Genomic DNA, 17,294 nt, shown 5'->3' with positions numbered 1-17,294 from the left:
TGTTATGAACATCAATCTTTCCTCTTGTGCATACGGTGCCTTTCAGCCGGATATAAGGTTCATTATTTATGCTGAATATCCACAAGAGGGCTCCGCTGTATTCATCCCAGGGAGGTTAAATGTTATTTCGCTGACACTTCTTCTTTCCAGTACTTGTAAGCTGCCGTAAGTTCTTTTACTTTATCCGGTTGCCGGTCTGCCAGATTAGTTGTCTCTCCTATATCTTCTTTTAGATCGTACAGATAAGTGCCTTTATCAAGGTGGATACTTCTAAAATGATTGTCTTTTTTTACGACATGTAGCTTCCAATCGCCTTTGCGAACGGCCCATTCATTACCCGTATCCCACACCAATACTTCATGGGGTATTTGTGATCGGGATTCAGCAAAAGTCAAAAGGTTCTTCCCATCTAGATCAAGACTGTCAACAGCTTTTGAAGCTGCTGCTGCTAAACTGGTCGGAAGGATATCCATATGAGAGACGGGAGCATTTATAACCTGGGTGTTTTTAATTTTTTTCGGCCAACTCATAACAAATGGTGTTCGAATGCCTCCTTCTCTGAGAATATATTTATGGCCATTTAACACACCATTATCTGCATAGGTATTTTGAGATCCTCCATTATCGGAAATAAAAAATATAAGGGTGTTTTCAAGCTTTCCGGTTTTTTCAAGTGCATCTAAAACTTTCCCTATATTATCATCTAGACAAGCCAGATTGGCGAGGTATCGTTTGCGGCCGTCCGGATCTTCCTCCATACGCCAACAGGTACGGGCATGATAATCTAAAAACGATTCCTCTTCCGGGTTCCATTCAGGGAATTTTTCTATACCGAAACGTTTTAAATATTTATCAGGCGCCTGATAAATAGGGTGGTGTACAGCATTGAACGATAATTCCATAAAGAAAGGTCTGTCGTCTTTCTTCTCTATTTGTTTTACCGCCTCATCTCCAAAAATATCGGTGGTGTATCCCTCAAAATCTACTTTTTCTTTGTTTCTCCATAAGGGTCCAAACTGAGACATTCTATCATCATCAGGATCTTCGACCCAGTCATCAGATGCTTTTAACTTAAAGTAATCATGCCGATGTGCACAAAAACCCAAAAACTCTTCATAACCATGGTTTAATGGAAATTCGCGATATTCGAGCGGATTATCAACTTTAACATTATTGTCTAAAATATCGGCATAATGCGTCTTTCCTATTTTCACACATCGATATCCTTGCCTTCCTAATATTTCCGGAATGGTATATTGATTTTCCGGAAAAATTTTACCCCCGTAATAATAGGTTCCCCAACGCTCCTGGTATGCTCCTGTTATAATTGCCTGCCGTGAAGCATTACACACCGGGGCAGTTGCATATCCGTCTGTAAAACGGATACCATTGCTGGCAATTCGATCCATATGGGGGGTGACAGCATCCGGCGCTCCGTCATAAGCACTGTAATCTGCATATCCCTGATCATCTGTAATAATAAGGAGAATATTAGGCTTATCGTTTTTAGCTATGTGCTTTTCACTACATCCGAAAAGCGCAGTACTACATAGTACAATAATACTTATCTGTTTAGAGAACATTATACCTGGTTATTTTTTAATTAATTCTTCTTCTATTTCTTCCAGTGTCTTTCCTTTTGTTTCAGGTAGCTTTCTATAGACAAAAACAAAACCCAACAAACAAATAACACTATAACACCAAAATGTACCGTAGGCTCCTAAAAATGTATTTAAAAACGGAAAGGTATAGGTTAAAACAAAGGAAGCTACCCAAAGGGAAAGTGTTGCTACCGACATCGCTACTCCTCTGATACGGTTAGGGAATATTTCTGATATTACCACCCAGGTGACCGGTGCCAGGGTCATTGCATAAATTGCAATTGCCATGAGCACTAACAACAATATAGGCCAGCCCTGAAAATTAAAATAATAGGCCGCCCCCAGAACTACATAAACTATGGCTAAACCAAGTGCTCCGAACAGCATCAACTTCCTCCTTCCCCAGCTATCTACTGTACCCATAGCTACAAAAGTGAATACAAGATTTATACTCCCGGTAATAACAATGTTAAAAAGCATATCACCTACGCTATAACCGGCTGTAGTAAAAATTTCATCTGCGTAATTGAACACTATGTTTATCCCACACCACTGCTGGAACACCGACAGAACGACACCAATGATTAAAATAGGATACAATTTTTTGAGTTCTTTTTTATTTATACCCTTTGTTTTTTGATGTGTTTGCAATGTGCCTTCTATTAATGCCAGCTCTTTAAAAGCATAAGATTCATTACCTATTTTCTTAAGAACCTTGAGGGCCTTCACCGTCATATTCGATTTTATCAGAAACCTTGGAGTTTCAGGCACCAGAAAAAGACATCCGAAGAATAGTATTGCGGGTATGAGCTCGGCCCAGAACATGAGTCGCCAACCCGTTTGCTGGTTCCACAGCATGGCGTCTCCATCTATTTCATTTTTAGCTATGATCCAATTGACAATTTGGGCTGCCAAAATACCTATTACGATGGTAAGCTGGTTTATGGCAACAAAACGCCCCCTGTATTTCGCCGGGGAAACTTCTGCTATGTATAACGGCGATAGTGTAGATGCTATTCCTATACCTACACCACCAATAATACGGTAAAGGATAAACACATTAAAACTATTTGCCCCTCCTGTACCTAAAGCTGATAACACGAATAATACTGCTGCTATTTGTAATGGTTTTTTCCTTCCGAACCGATCTGAAATCAACCCGGATATCATGGCTCCAAATACACAACCGATCAATGCACTACTCATACCCCAGCCTTGAAGAGCCGGTAAATCGGTAATATCAAAATATACTTCGTAAAATGGTTTTGCTCCACCAATAACCACCCAGTCATATCCAAATAAAAAGCCACCGAGAGCGGATATGAAAACTATAGTCAGCAGATATTTATTATTGAATTTGATATGATTCATCTAAAAAAAGCATTATAAAATATAGATATTTATACCATACAACCAAGAGTACACTTTTACACCAAAACACTCGTACTACCCTTAATAACAACAAAGCTATTATTTTTTACTAGCTTTGATATAGATAAGAAAAGGATAAATATGGACAATATCACTATTAAAGAAGGTTTCCCGGGCCAACAGATTGTCGCCGTACCGAAACGGTTAAAAAAATGGCTCACCAAAGATGTTGTTTGTAATCCGTTTTATTTTGGCGATCTGGGTTATTATCCTAATGCGCATTACCATCAAAGGGAGCGAAAGCAAGGGTCTGATGAACACATCTTTATATACTGTGTTTCCGGAAGCGGATGGATACGGGTAGATGATATTCTTCATGAAATCCATCCGGGAATGTATTTTGTCCTTCCAAAACACACTCCTCACAGTTATGGTGCCAATAAAAAAAAGCCCTGGAGTATTTACTGGCTTCATTTTAATGGGGTTACCGCAGATAGTTTAATAGCCATTCATAAAGATCGTGCTAATATCCCTTGTGATGTTGGGTACCAAAAACAATTTATCGATCTGTTTGAATTACTTTTGGGTTTGACCGAAAACAATTTTTCAGAAGCCCATCTAAGATATGCCTGTATTCTGACCTATAAATTTATTTCAGATTTTATCTTTTTTGAAAGTGCAAAAGAAATGGTATCGGAAAGGGGTAGTAATCTGAGGAACGACATCGTTGATTTTTTAATTGAGAATATCGATAAACCTTTGGGAGCTGATGAGATTGCAAAAAAGTTTAATTATTCCCGCTCCCACCTGTTCAATTATTTTAAGAAAGAAACCGGGCACTCATTAATGTATTATTTCAATATGAAAAAAATTCAAAAAGCTTGTGAATACCTTAGCTATACAGATCTTAGTATTAAAGAAATCAGCTTAAAAACCGGGTTTCAGGATCAGTTATACTTTTCAAGGGTCTTTAAAAAATATATTGGGTTATCGCCCCGTGCTTATAGAAATAAATAGGACAGGACGATGTTGGAAATGGGATGATAGTGGTGTTATCGAGTTATCATGTTATGATATTATGATGTTACGCTGTTATGTTGTGATGCTGTTATCCTGTTACGGTGGGAGAGAGTTGTTGTTTTATATTCAGAATCTGTTTAAAAAGTGCGTCATAAGTATCCCTGATCAAAATTTGGGCAGTTGTAATCGGTCAGAACAACGGGGAGTCCCGTTAATTAATACTTTAGTCTGTATTTTCTTTTGCTTCTGTAGCTGTTAAAAGCTCCCGTACTTTATCCAGAAAATCCATTTCTTCATGAGGAATCATTTGTAATACATACCCTAGTACCTCTTTTACATTGTACCCGGAATCTTGAACTATATGATTGGGCATATACTCTGTATCCAGGGCCAGAAAACACACTTTTAACAAGCTGGAAATCATAAAGGAAGTATCCAGGTATCCTTTTGTCTGTATATGAAGGTGATACCTCTCCTTACGGCGTCGATCCTGTTTGAGCAGATAGTAATGTTCTCCAATATATGCTTTTAGAGTAGCGAATATTTTACTTTCATTCATTAGAGAGTCCGGTTGATCTGTTTCGTCCGTTGGGAGTTTTGAGCTCTCTTTAAGAAAGGTACGTTGTGGAGCAAAAAATTCTTCACATGCCTCACACCGTTCTTCAAATAGCTGCACCACCTTTTTTTTTACCGCATTGGTCTTTTCTTTTATTTTTATTATTTGATCGCGATTGATATGGTAATTATTTCCATAACGGGCATTAACATATGCCTCATCTAATTGCTTAAGTAAATGTCGCTCCTCTTCTATTTCCGTATGGAACAATATTCCCAGCTCCGGGACAAATATTCTTATGTAGGTTTGTAGTTCTTTGATACTATGGCTTTTGCGCTCTTTCCCCATGATAAAAAGACTTGCATAGCGATACCATAGCTCGATACATTGATGTAACATAAAAGCTGCCTGTGGATAATTCTCTTTTTTCAGGAAGAAGATTGCTCCATCCATAAAGGAATTAATTTTATCGCACTCTCTTTTAAAACCGGCTCGTATGTTCGTTATCACCTTGTCATCTATCGTTAGATTTATCAGTTCTCCCTCTGCATCGGGACTTTTATAAATTAAACTGGATGGACTGCAGCGATCTATAAAGAATAGATTTTGAGCACTTACTTGTTGACACGCGTACTCGAAAGAAAAAATGCGGTACAACACATCGGACTCCTCCTGAAATATTTTTGCTGCCATGGTGGATAATTCCAGCGTTAGTGAAGTACAATTTCCCTTAAGGATAATGATATATAAAGATTTATCGTGTTCTCCGGTTCTCGTTGTTGATCGATAAATATATTTCACTTCAAGTAAGGAAGTAACTTTGTTGATGGTTTGTTTTACAGATGTTTTCATGATCCTTTTGTTATTATGACGTTATTTGATTATCCTGATATCCTGATATCCAGTTATCTTGTTATCTTGTTATCTTGTTACGGAGATAAATTTTTGAGGCTTTTATCTATTACCAGATGCTTGATACTGAACCTCATTTATCTTTTATAACCTCTGTTTGCATTGAAAACCCATTCGCAATTACCCCGGTCATATATTAATCCCATAAACGGATTAATTGCCGGAGACCGCAGCGATTCTCTTTTTACCATTCAGCTTGTCGCAATCGAATAAATTATTCGGTAAACAACTGATCTACAAACAAGCGTAAATGGCTGCTAAATGCTTTATTGATTAAGATCAGATTCGTCACATGGCCGGATACCATGAAAAAGTGTAGTCGTCAGTTATGGGACACAGGCCAATATTATTGGCTTAAGGATTTTGAGTACCGGAAAAACTAAGGCTAAACGTCAATCCCATAACACATTTTATTTGCGTTGAATACATCATATACCTACTCATTAAGTCCCTCTCTTTGTTTTTACAGCTATGTATTACAGCTCAGAAAGGGTATTTCTTAATTTTTCCGTAGATTTGTTAGTGTTGTATTCCCTTGAAGCAAATTTAAGGGATAATTATCATTAAAAACAAACAAAAAGCGATTATTTTCTTCTGATGAGTAAAATTTTAACAGTTTTTAGTGCCATTGCAGCACATGAAGGGATTACTGTTTCAGCCCTTGAAAAACGAATAGGGGCCAGCAAGGGGGTGTTGTCACGTGCTTTGAAGAATGATACTGATATTCAAACAAAGTGGCTGATCAATTTAGTTGAAAATTATCCTGAATACAGTCCGGAATGGATCCTAACCGGTAAAGGGACTATGCTCAGGGCTGCTGCTACAGATGGTTTACATCCTATTTCGGAAGAGGGGGCAGAATATGAACTCCGTGAAAAAATAAAAGTATTAGAAGAACGAATTATGATCTTACAGGAAACCAATACTGCGCTAAAGGAAAGTAATACTACTTTAAAAGAGATTAAAGTTTTATTGGAGTTACGTATTAAGGAGCTGGAAAGCTGATGGCTTAGGGAGTGCTGTTATCTAGTGATGTTGTTATCTAATGATGCTGTGATGCTGTTATCTTAAGGTTTTAGGGATAATTACGAGCTCTGTTGTTCCTTTATCGATATCTTTCCAAGAAGCTACATTAAAATTAATTACCACAAGCCCTGCGGTAGGCAGATTGTCGATAAACTGACTACCAAAAATATTGGCTATGGAAGTAAACGCATGATTATGACCAAAGACCATTACATGGTCAAGCTTATCATCCAGGGATTTTATATAGCTCACCACAGAATTTCCTCCAAAATCGTATAGTTGATCGACAACGGTCAGCCTGTTTTCAGAAATACCGCCTTCGTCCATAAAGTTCTTACAGGTCGTTAACGCACGATTCGCGGGACTCGAAAAAATATGTTCGGGGAAAGAATGGGTTTTGGCATACCTGGTTGCTACCTTCCGGGTATCTTTCACCCCTCTTTTCTTCAGGGGGCGTTCAAAATCTTCTACATCGTATTCCCACGATGACTTTCCATGACGCATCAATACTAATTTTTTCATTTCTTATTATCGCTTAAATAATATCTTTTTTCGATGAGGTGCTTAAGCTATCAACTTTTAACAACCTCCGGGTTTTATATGATCCCATATCAGCTAAATCTTATTTTTTTACAAGATTATTACTGACTTTCATATGTGGAATCGTCGATTTTAACCTGGTATTAAAGTTACAATTCTTTGATATCATTTGCTAGTGACCCAGTATAAATATTGATTGGAGTTACGGTGTTATGATGTCATGTCACTACGCGCTTTGATAAAACCCAGCCTGTACTGGCGGCAGTCGACGTATGGCAGTCTCTTGAATCGATAATACATAATTCAAAGAGGGTCATTGTTTTTAATCGTTTCTATGAATCAAGTAAAACACCTCCTATTTTATGTTCCATATTGCTCAGCTCGCTAAACAAACCTGCCTTTTGTTTTTCACTTAAAGAGAACTTTTGCTGAAACAATTTTTTATAATACGTAATCCCATTTAAAAGATTCGATTTAAACAGCTCTAATTTCTTTGGTGTAAGACTCGAACTTCCGGTTTTAAACTGTTTTATAGCTGTTTCAAAATAAGCTATATTCAACTGTAATTCTTTTATAAACATATTGGGACGTATCTCATCTTTCAATACATCATTCCTACCGTAAATATGTCCGATCATATCTATCAAACTGATCTCTTTATTAAAATAAGCCATGTTAGGCCCGGGGCATATCACTACACCTTGTGCCTCTTGCTTAACACTTATTTTATGATCTATATAAGCCGAGTTCGCCAATCCGACACATAAACAAGATTTTTCTGTTACTGCCTTTATGTTTTCGTGCGTATTAAGACCCTCAGATTCCAGCTCTTTCAGCTTAAGATCCTGATACTTTCTCGAAGCGGTACACTGCCCCTTAACCGAAAACTCGTAGTTTAAGGCCAAGTGCTTTTTAGGACATGAACTCCCCGGTTTTTTCCGTGCTATTCTTTGCTGTTTTATATATTCATTGGTGGTATTTTTCACGGTATTGAAAGGCACTCCAAGGGGGGATATATTACTAAGGTATAATTCCTTTTCTCCAGCCCCCATTAATAAGTTTCTTGTTTTGGAGTCAACCAATGTTGCCTCCGGAACCAATAAGAAAGGTGTCCCCCATCCTACTGAATCAACCTGGTAATGATCTGTCAAAAAACGATGTTCTTCCGATGTTCCTACCCCTCCCTGTACACTGATCTTCATATCCAAAGGAGAATCAGGAACAGGCCATCCTTCTCTCTTTAAAGCCAGACATAAACTTTCGTATGTTCCGTTGAGAAGCTCCTCCTTTCTTTCTTTAAATTCTTCCAGTACCGGACCTAACAAACTACCCTCACTGGCAAAAGCATGCCCACCACAATTTAAGCCTGATTCTATTCTGTACTCTGAAACCCATAAACCTTTCTTGGCTAAAAATTGCCCTTGTATAAAGGCCGACCTGTAATCGCTTACTTTTATTATGATCTTCTTCTTAAGGTATCCTTTTTTATCTGGAAAAAAGTCATTGAAACTCGTCAAATAATTATATAGTCGCGGGTTCATTCCGGCAGAGAAAACCACTGATGAATCCAGGTTGCTCTGGGCAAATCCTCTTAGAGAAGCATGTGCATCGTTATACTCGACAGCCAGCTTTTTATTCCCCACATAATTTTCCCTGTCGACCTTAGTCATGATGTTTACGTCTATTTTTCCGGGAAACAGATAATGATCTAAAATGTTTTTAAGGTCTTTACTCAAAGTTTTTTCATGATTTAAATAAGCCCTGATTTTCTTTACTATTTCTGACTTAGGTGATAAAATTTTTAATAAATCATCTAATGATGATCGATTAACAAGTAATTCTTTTTTAAAATCATCAAATTTCTTCTTTACTATTTTGTCTATTAAGTTCAGGTATGTAGAAATTCGCTGAGCCCTGTAATCCTGCATTTTTTTTGTAATCGCATGGTAAGGAAACTGAAATTTACTGCTGTAATAAGCAGTCATTGACTCTAATAGTTCATCGTCAATAATCGATACTACTGAATTAATACCATAATGTGCTATTCTTACCGGACTGTCTACAGTATAAGCCAATCCCATAACCGGAATGTGAAAATCATGTAGTTTACTTCTGTTCATAGGGTGTATTTATAAATTCCAAATGTCAAACTATCCCTTAAGCCATCTTATGATAATTATCATGTTTAAAAGCAATTAATTTGTTTACTAACATGGTCTGTTCGTGATTTTTAAAACATTGTTTTTTGCCTGACACAAATTAATAACTCTATACATTTAACTTGTTTTAATTAGAATTGAGGTTTTTAGTATTAAGTATTTTAGATTGTATATAAAGACAACGTTTTTTAATTATTTGTCCGTTTAAATTTTCAGGAAGCTGCATAAGATCACTACACCCCGTACGTCGCAGGACTTGTGATGGTGTTGTTATCTTGCTATCCGGTGATGCTGTGATGCTGCGATAGTGCGTCAGGAGTTTTTTGATTCATGAATTATGAATTGGTATGGGGGTTAGCTGTGCGAAGTAAACAGTTAACCGCTGGGAATAGACATCCGGTAAGTTTTTTTAACTATTGTCCATTAAAAATTGTTAAGATTTATGGACTATACACCTAAAATAACAGCGATATCTTATTTTTACGGCATAAAGAGTGTGGTTTATATGGATTCTCTGACTCAAATTGTATTAGGTGCTGCGGTCGGTGAAGCAGCTTTAGGTAAAAAGGTAGGCAACAAAGCCATGCTTTATGGTGCTATTGGCGGCACCATCCCGGACCTTGATGTTTATATCGGTAAGTTTTACGATACTGTGACTGCCCTGGAAATCCATAGAGGCTTTACGCATTCGATCGTTTTTTCCCTTGTTTTTGGTTTTGTCTTTGGATGGTTGATCTCCCTTTGGGAAAAAGGTGCTGGTTGGAAAGACTGGTCTAAACTTATGTTCCTGACATTAATTACGCACCCCCTACTCGATGCCCACACCACCTGGGGAACACAACTATTCTGGCCTTTAGATTTACGACTCGCCTACAAAAATATCTTTGTGATAGACCCATTGTACACCCTCCCGTTTTTATTTTTTCTCATTTGGGCTTCTTTCCTTAAAAGAGAAAGTATAAAACGACGAAAACTTAATAAGCTGGGACTTATTATCAGTTCTTCATATTTAGTTCTCACGCTTATTTTAAAAGGCATCGTTCATCAAAAATTTACTCATGCTCTTGAGCAGCAACAAATAAGTTATACACAAATAGATACCAGACCGAGTCCGTTTAACTCTATTTTGTGGACTGCCAATGTCGATACCAAAGACCACTACCTTATCGGATACTATTCTTTTTTTGACTCTCAGCCTGTTGAATTCAAAGCAGTACGGAAAAACCACCATTTAATAAGGGATCTTAACTCGAATGATACGATCAAGCGTCTGATCAAAATCACCAATGGATGGTACACTATTTCTGAAAAGAACAGTTCGTTATACTTTAACGATCTGCGATTCGGAACGTTAAGCGTATTGCCCGAAAGTAACGATTTTGCTTTTAGTTATCTGCTACAGACAGACAACCACACTCTTAAAATAACCGAGGTACCTAAAAACAGGGATCATGCCAAAATCCTGCTCTCACAATTATGGATACGCTTAAAAGGGAACTAAAACTGTTATGTTTTTTCTATTATACAGGAGAATGCGTTAAAAAGTAAAACCTTTATGGCTAAATCATCATTCTTGAATACTTTTGCGGTTGCTTAAAAAATTTTGCTTTGAAACCCAAAATCGTACGTATTACATCTTTTTTCCTGATAGCGCTCATACACCTGGTATTCGTATCCGCTGTCCTTTTGGAAAAAGTCAACATTCTCCCGGTATTTCTGTTGGTCATTATATTGGTATGCCTTACCTCTTTTGCCTATTCTAAGGTACCGTTGTATCATGAAGATCATTTTATGGAAAACTTTATGGCTGTTGTTTTTGTAACTGCCGGAGCTGTTGCGACATACATTCTTCATCACTATCTAAAAACCGGACCTGTACTTGCAGCTGGTATTGTTGGTACTTTAGCTTCTTTTATACCAGCTATAGATAAGAAATCTGAGGTCTGTAGCCTTGCTCCCACAGCAATTTACTGCGGGTGTTTCGTAGGGATGTCCAATAGAAATGTAGCCCCCGATTTCTTGTTTATCGTTTTTGCCGGGGTGGCTGCGGGCATTTTTATGGTTATTTCTAAAGGTGTTTTCAGGGATATGGGAGGAAAACTGGGTACCATCGCCTTTGGTGGTGTTGCTTTTGCTTCTTTTATAATTTTTATGCTCTTCTGATGTATCCAGAACAAATTATACTAATCGGTACAGGAATTGTCGGCGCTCTGGGAACTTTTATCCTCAACACAAAATTAAAACAGGGTCCGGTAAGGGCATCGGCACTGCTTGCCTTGCTTGTAGGCGGCTTCTTTTATTTGTTTCCTGATACTTTACCTCTACAACTTTCCCAAAACATACCTGTTATTTTTATTGGTGGTACGTTTATCGGAATGGTTTCTTCCCGTGTTGTTTCCAACTACCTTCTGATAGCCCTTTCAGGATTAATATTCTCATTTTTTTACCTGAATACGAGTAAGTTTTTTGAAGGATATGGTGGTGCACTGGGTACTGCAGCATGCATATCGTTACTGGCTACCTTGTCTATTCCTTTCCTGAACAAAAAGAAAAAGGTTACCAACGGTATACTTGTTTTGAGAAAGCAACTTTTTAGAAAACTAAAAAAACGATAATCTCCGTTACGTTATTGATTTTGTACATCTATTTACGACCAGGGAAATGGCTCCGTCTCCGGTTACATTACAGGCGGTTCCGAAGCTATCCATTGCTATGTATAGTGCTATCATTAATCCCTGCATTTCTTCATTAAACCCCAGCATAGAATGTAGTATCCCTATTGCAGCCATAATAGCTCCTCCGGGAACACCCGGCGCTGCTACCATCGCAATTCCCAACATAAAAATAAAACCTGCAAAGAGTGTAAACGTAAATGGCATTCCGTGTAAAATCATCAGCGCCATGGCACAGGCAGTAATTTTCATAATACTCCCCGATAAATGAATCGTGGCGCAAAGCGGAACTACAAAGCCTGCCACTTTTTCAGAAACTCCATTCTTGAGAGTCTGTTCGAGGGTTACCGGAATAGTTGCTGCCGATGATTGTGTCCCCAGGGCAGTGAAATAAGCAGGCAGCATTGTTACCAACAGCCTGACCGGATTTTTTTTGGTAATCATACCTGCAATTACGTACTGTAGCAGCAATAATAAGATATGTAAGGCAAAAATGACCCCTATTATTTTTAAAAAGACAGAAAGTACCGCATAAACTTTACCATTGAAAGCCATCCCTGCAAAAATTCCTAAGATGTACAGAGGGAGAAGCGGGATAATCACTTTTTCGATCAGCTGCATAATGATTAACTGAAAGTCTTTGACAACCTTTCCTAAACCCGAGTTTTCCTGAAAAGACAGTCCCAATCCGATAATGAATGCAAAAACCAAGGAACTCATTACATCGAGCATCGGCGGGATCGTAATTGAGAAATAAGGTAAAAGCTCTCTTTCTGTCTCAGAAATACTCATTGCGCTATCTACCTGTGATTCTAATAATCCCGGGAAGACGGAAGATGCTGTAAAATATGTTAAAAACCCCGAAAAAAGTGTTGAACCATATGCAATTGCGGCCGTCAATAACAACATTTTGCCAGCACCTTTTCCCAGATCTGCTATCGCCGGCATAATCAGTCCCATAATAATCAACGGGATGGAGAAGTTCAGAAACTGTCCGAAAAACGCGTTAAACGTTGCGAAAATTCTATTTATCCATTCGGGCAAATAAACTCCGAAAACAACTCCCAGAACTATAGCTATAAATACCTTGAACAACAGGTTTGAAAAAATTTGCTTCATGATAATCAAATCTAACGGGTATTAAAAAAATAAGTCGCTAAGATACAATGTCTCCCAATATTTTCTGATCTGTTTTGTTACGATTATAAGTTTAACATTTCATGAAGACATCGGTTGTTGAATGATTTGTAGTTTTAAGCTTTGTATTTTAGTATGAAAGAAAACACAGAAAACAACAGTATAAGACCTGCAAAACCTGAAGATTATAACCAAGTGGCTCCATTAATTATTCAGGCTATGGAAGACGTTGCCTGTAAGCTTATACAAGCTGAAAATCCGTACGATGCCTTACCGCTTTTTGAAAAATTTTTTCAACAAACATCGAATCAATATAGTTTTGACAATACTCTTGTCTTTGTTGAAAATGGTATCGTTGCCGGATCGATTACCGGTTACGATGGTGCCCTGCTTGAAGCATACCGAAAACCCTTCCTGGATTATATAGAAAAAGCATATGATGTCAGGCATGATTCTCTGGAAGATGAAACTCAAGCCGGTGAATACTATATAGACACTTTGAGTGTTTCTGATAAGTTTCAAGGTAAAGGAATTGGCAGCAAGCTTATTAAAAAGCTTATTGTAAAGGCCGGGGAGAATGGTTATTCAAAAGTCGGATTATTGGTCGACCAAACAAATCCGCTGGCAAAAAAACTCTATACACGCCTGGGGTTTAAGGTTGAAAAAACCATCACATTTGCAAATGGAATATATGAGCATATGCAATACGAAATAAAAAATACTCCTTAAAAAACTGATTTAAAACCATATAGAACTCATGGATTTAATTCACATTGTTTTTGGCATGACTCTTGGGATGTTACTGGTGAACATTAAAAAGTAAAAGTCATGAAAACCAAAGTATTATTTATAGCATTTGTTTTATTTTCTTTTGCATTTGCTACGGCTCAGCCTCCACATAGTCAAGGACGGAAACACAAAAAGCACGCTCATAAAAAACATCATAAATACAAAAAAGAACATAGGAAAGAAGTTGCCGAGTATTACAGAGAACGGAGTAAAATGGAGCGGGAGTACCAAAGGAAAATAGCGAAGTTAGAAAGAGATTACAATAAAGATCTCAGAAAACGTGAATTGAGACATTTAGAAAGCTGCAGAAAATGTAATCATCATTTCTATCATAATAACAATTATTACTACCAAAACGGAGTTTATTACTCCAGAAGAACAAGAACCCCAATTACCTTAGATGCTGAATTATTTTTCAGAAACGGCGCCATAAGGGTTTCATTATAAAATAAAAAGGCTGTGAGGCGATATCGTTCACAGCCTTTTTTAATCAAAAAAACCAACTACATGTTAAACAAAAAACTACATTAATTTTTCAGCATATACATTACCGAACCTGTCCGTTGCTTCGACCACAATGGTTGAAGCATCTTTGGAAGGCTCGAAGAAAAACATATGATCATTTAATTGCGGTTCTACCCATTTTCTGCGTTTCGGCATCTCCGGACCTTCGTGTAACTGAATGCTTAAAGGGTCTTTCGCAACAATTCTTTCCGGCATTCCTTTTTTAACACCATCTTCATACCATACAATCTTCCATTCCGGATCCCAATTCCATACATTCACACTGTAACTATCCAGAAAATCGGGATGTTCTCCTTTTTTATATACTCGCATCTGATGATCTTTATCTAATCCGGTAGATTTATAATACCATGAAAGTTCAGATCCTTTAGCTGCATACACTCCATAGCCGTTTGGTGTCCCATCGTGACAAATCGGTCCGCTCCACCAGGCACCACAAACGGTACCATGACAGTGTTCGTAAATATTTCCGTTAATCATATTATCGTTAAAATGGGTATGCCCGGACATAATATGTGCATTAAAAGGCGCCAGTAACTGGTATAAATGCTGCCTGTTGTTTACTACACCTCCAATATGATCCTTGTCCGGGTAGCGTTTTGGAGAACCGGTATTAGTCGGGATATGAACAGATACAACTACGGTAGTACCGGGTTCAATAAAGCTAAGGTCTTTTTCGAGCCAGGCCAGCTGTTCTTCGGTAATATAACCTATATACTTTTTATCTCTTCCGATAAAAAACACATCATCTAAAACCACATAATGTATCTCTCCTCTGTTAAATGAATAATAAGTCGGGCCGAAAAGATTATTAAACGTAGTTGTAGTAACCTCATCGCTTCTTCCTCCAAGATCCATGTCGTGATTACCTATAACCTGGAAAAAAGGAATGTTTGTATTCTTAACAGCCTTATTATAATATTCAAACAGGTGAAGTTTATCGAATACAAGGTCGCCACAGCCTATTCCGAATACATTAGGACTGTTCAGGTCTTGTATTGTTTTAATAAGATCGGGAGTCGCTACAGTTAATAACTGTTCTGCTTCATATTCATTTTGAATCTGAGTGTCTGCTAACACCAAAAAATGGTGTTCATCATCTCCTTGTTCTAATTTTTCCAATTCGAAGTGAAATTCATTCTTTAACTTCTTTTTATCGATACGCTTAAAATAATCGGCTGAACCATTTTGCAGTCGGTCAATTTTATATCCGGCAGGCAGACTCAGGTATACAAAGTCTCTTTTATTACTGCTTATAAATTCAAAATGTCCTTTACTGTCGGTTCTCACTACACTTTGTCCGTCTGTTACCACTACATTCGGGAGGCCTTTTTTATTTGATGTTACCCTTCCTTTTATATTGATAGTTTTGAAGGGTTCGTTTATTGTTTCAGCATTGGCATAAACGGCTGACGGAAACAATCCTAAGGCCGTAACCCCGCCGGTAGCCAAACCTATTTTTCTTAAAAAATCTCTTCTGTTGTCCATAATAATATTGTGCGGTTAATCATTAATCTATGTCCCACCAAACTTTAACGTTGATATTGTCTCCTCCCATGGCATCAACAGCATCCTTATAATTTTCACTGTTCATGGTACTTGATGATATCGGATAGGTTAATCTCGACGGCATTAGAGCATCATTGTACATTGTTGAAGCTGTTGGCAGCACAGGTAAACCTGTTCTCCGGTGCTCAAACCACGACTGATAATCGGTCAGGTATAATGCGTAGTACTTCTGCAACATGATCCTTTCTAACGTACCGTCATATTTGGTAAATTCATTTTCAAAATAGTGATCAGGAACCTCAACACCCCACATTTCGATGGCTGCTCTTGTACCGTTTTCGTAATGCTCCTTTGCGTCGGCTATATATCCTTTTTGTGCCAGTTCGGCTTTTATAAATTCAACCTCAGCATACGTTAACATTGGTATAATCATCGGTTCTTCTACTAAAGATTTTTGCACACTGGAGGCGGTTGCTATACTATCCGGTAATGGATTTTGAACTATATCTATCGGTTGTCCGATATATCCGTAATCTTCATCGTTTAAGCCTCTGGCTACAGTAGCAAAAACAGGTCTTCTCGGATCATTAAACTTGTTAAGGTTGTCTATAAAAAACGCGCCATAATATCTAAACAAACCAAAATCAGAAGAACGGTCCCATGGCGAAATGTTAGGTGCTTCCCCGGTTACTTGTAGCACTGCATCTTCAGCATTTGAAGTAAAAACCGGATATTGTGAGGGTGTATTAATCATCGTGGTCATCTTAGCATATGCTCCATTTTGCTTATCTGATATTCTTAATAGCAACCTTAAATGTAATGAATTCGTAAATTTTTGCCATTTATGTACATCATTACCAAAGAGGATATCGTCGGTATATACCATTCCTTTATCAGAATCATACAGCTCATTGGCCTTTTCTAAATAATCCAGAATGATCTGATAAATATCTTCTTGCTTACTGAATTCAGGGAAAAACACCCCATTTTCGGCATTTAGTGCTTCCTCCATAGGAATATCGCCGAATGTATCGGTTAACATAGAAAACGCATACGCCTTTAAAGTGAGAGCTATAGCCTGGTAATTAGGCTTTTCATCTTCGATAGCAGCTTTTTCAATTTCATTGATATTGGTTAACCATTTGTAATAATCATTCCAGAAAGAAGCGCCTATATCTGGAGTTAAATCGTATAAATACGGTTGATCTACCAGGTCGTCTATTCTGAAGAATACCTGCATTAAACCGAAGGTTATGTTTCTGGCCTGATAGGTATTTCTACGGGCCAAAGCATAAATGGTAGGGTTTAACGGATTTCCCGCGGTTATATCTTCCAATTGATTCGGATGGGTATTTATTTCTTCAAAATCGCCTGTACATGCACTGAATATGGCAGAACAGCTAAGAATTACTATGATTATATTTTTTTTCATTTTTTTATTTTTTTCAGCTTTACTCGATAATCGAGATTTAAGTAC

General features: G+C 37.7%; 15 protein-coding genes. 7 read left to right on the top strand and 8 right to left on the bottom strand.

Annotated features, from left to right (window positions below):
* Positions 1–122: 122 nt before the first annotated feature.
* Positions 123–1,583, bottom strand: a complete 1,461-nt coding sequence (locus tag MQE36_RS12355; RefSeq protein ID WP_242936285.1) for a sulfatase family protein — start codon at positions 1,581–1,583, stop codon at positions 123–125.
* Between the two features lie 9 nt (positions 1,584–1,592).
* Positions 1,593–2,972, bottom strand: coding sequence for a sugar porter family MFS transporter (locus tag MQE36_RS12350; RefSeq protein WP_242936284.1), 1,380 nt, complete (start codon positions 2,970–2,972; stop codon positions 1,593–1,595).
* Positions 2,973–3,113: 141 nt separating this feature from the next.
* Between MQE36_RS12350 and MQE36_RS12345 the strand changes: the two genes are divergently transcribed.
* The gene (locus MQE36_RS12345; RefSeq protein ID WP_242936283.1) at positions 3,114–3,989 is read left to right on the top strand and encodes a helix-turn-helix domain-containing protein; all 876 of its coding nucleotides are present in this window, start codon (positions 3,114–3,116) and stop codon (positions 3,987–3,989) included.
* A 226-nt stretch (positions 3,990–4,215) separates the two neighbouring features.
* On the opposite strand, the gene MQE36_RS12340 is transcribed toward MQE36_RS12345, so the two are convergent.
* Complete coding sequence (locus MQE36_RS12340; RefSeq protein ID WP_242936282.1) at positions 4,216–5,400, bottom strand: HEPN domain-containing protein; 1,185 nt, start codon at positions 5,398–5,400, stop codon at positions 4,216–4,218.
* Between the two features lie 657 nt (positions 5,401–6,057).
* Here MQE36_RS12340 and MQE36_RS12335 point away from each other — a divergent pair.
* Positions 6,058–6,465: a MarR family transcriptional regulator gene (locus tag MQE36_RS12335; protein WP_242936281.1), complete on the top strand. Its 408-nt coding sequence runs from the start codon at positions 6,058–6,060 to the stop codon at positions 6,463–6,465.
* Positions 6,466–6,522: 57 nt separating this feature from the next.
* On the opposite strand, the gene MQE36_RS12330 is transcribed toward MQE36_RS12335, so the two are convergent.
* Entirely contained in the window at positions 6,523–7,008 is a 486-nt protein-coding gene (locus MQE36_RS12330; RefSeq protein ID WP_242936280.1) for a SixA phosphatase family protein, read from the bottom strand.
* A gap of 350 nt (positions 7,009–7,358) precedes the next feature.
* The gene (locus tag MQE36_RS12325; RefSeq protein ID WP_242936279.1) at positions 7,359–9,146 is read right to left on the bottom strand and encodes a hypothetical protein; all 1,788 of its coding nucleotides are present in this window, start codon (positions 9,144–9,146) and stop codon (positions 7,359–7,361) included.
* A 544-nt stretch (positions 9,147–9,690) separates the two neighbouring features.
* Here MQE36_RS12325 and MQE36_RS12320 point away from each other — a divergent pair.
* From MQE36_RS12320 to MQE36_RS12310, 3 genes are all read left to right on the top strand, one after another.
* Positions 9,691–10,686, top strand: a complete 996-nt coding sequence (locus MQE36_RS12320) for a metal-dependent hydrolase (RefSeq protein WP_242938847.1) — start codon at positions 9,691–9,693, stop codon at positions 10,684–10,686.
* A gap of 107 nt (positions 10,687–10,793) precedes the next feature.
* A complete protein-coding gene (locus tag MQE36_RS12315) occupies positions 10,794–11,348 on the top strand; it encodes a hypothetical protein (RefSeq protein ID WP_242936278.1) in 555 nt (184 codons plus the stop codon).
* Positions 11,348–11,800, top strand: coding sequence for a hypothetical protein (locus MQE36_RS12310; RefSeq protein WP_242936277.1), 453 nt, complete (start codon positions 11,348–11,350; stop codon positions 11,798–11,800). Before MQE36_RS12315 ends, MQE36_RS12310 begins: the two co-directional genes overlap by 1 nt.
* Before the next feature lie 6 nt (positions 11,801–11,806).
* Here the strand turns inward: MQE36_RS12310 and MQE36_RS12305 are convergent, their stop codons facing one another.
* On the bottom strand, positions 11,807–12,976 hold the full coding sequence (locus tag MQE36_RS12305) for a dicarboxylate/amino acid:cation symporter (RefSeq protein WP_242936276.1): 1,170 nt from the start codon (positions 12,974–12,976) through the stop codon (positions 11,807–11,809).
* 153 nt (positions 12,977–13,129) lie between these two features.
* Here MQE36_RS12305 and MQE36_RS12300 point away from each other — a divergent pair, with 153 nt between their 5' ends.
* Both MQE36_RS12300 and MQE36_RS12295 read left to right on the top strand, forming a co-directional pair.
* Positions 13,130–13,723 carry a GNAT family N-acetyltransferase gene (locus tag MQE36_RS12300; protein WP_242936275.1) on the top strand — a complete coding sequence of 198 codons (594 nt, stop codon included), beginning with the start codon at positions 13,130–13,132 and terminating at the stop codon, positions 13,721–13,723.
* A 99-nt stretch (positions 13,724–13,822) separates the two neighbouring features.
* Positions 13,823–14,230 carry an F-BAR domain-containing protein gene (locus tag MQE36_RS12295; RefSeq protein WP_242936274.1) on the top strand — a complete coding sequence of 136 codons (408 nt, stop codon included), beginning with the start codon at positions 13,823–13,825 and terminating at the stop codon, positions 14,228–14,230.
* A gap of 75 nt (positions 14,231–14,305) precedes the next feature.
* Here the strand turns inward: MQE36_RS12295 and MQE36_RS12290 are convergent, their stop codons facing one another.
* Together MQE36_RS12290 and MQE36_RS12285 are read right to left on the bottom strand one after the other, a co-directional pair.
* Positions 14,306–15,796 (bottom strand): calcineurin-like phosphoesterase C-terminal domain-containing protein, encoded by a 1,491-nt coding sequence (locus MQE36_RS12290; protein WP_242936273.1) that lies wholly within the window; start codon positions 15,794–15,796, stop codon positions 14,306–14,308.
* A gap of 22 nt (positions 15,797–15,818) precedes the next feature.
* A complete protein-coding gene (locus MQE36_RS12285) occupies positions 15,819–17,249 on the bottom strand; it encodes a SusD/RagB family nutrient-binding outer membrane lipoprotein (RefSeq protein ID WP_242936272.1) in 1,431 nt (476 codons plus the stop codon).
* Between the last annotated feature and the right edge of the window lie 45 nt (positions 17,250–17,294).

The organism is Zhouia spongiae (genome assembly GCF_022760175.1).
GTDB lineage: Bacteria > Bacteroidota > Bacteroidia > Flavobacteriales > Flavobacteriaceae > Zhouia > Zhouia spongiae.
Note: the sequence above shows the minus strand (reverse complement) of the source record. Positions and strands in the feature narration are given on the sequence as shown.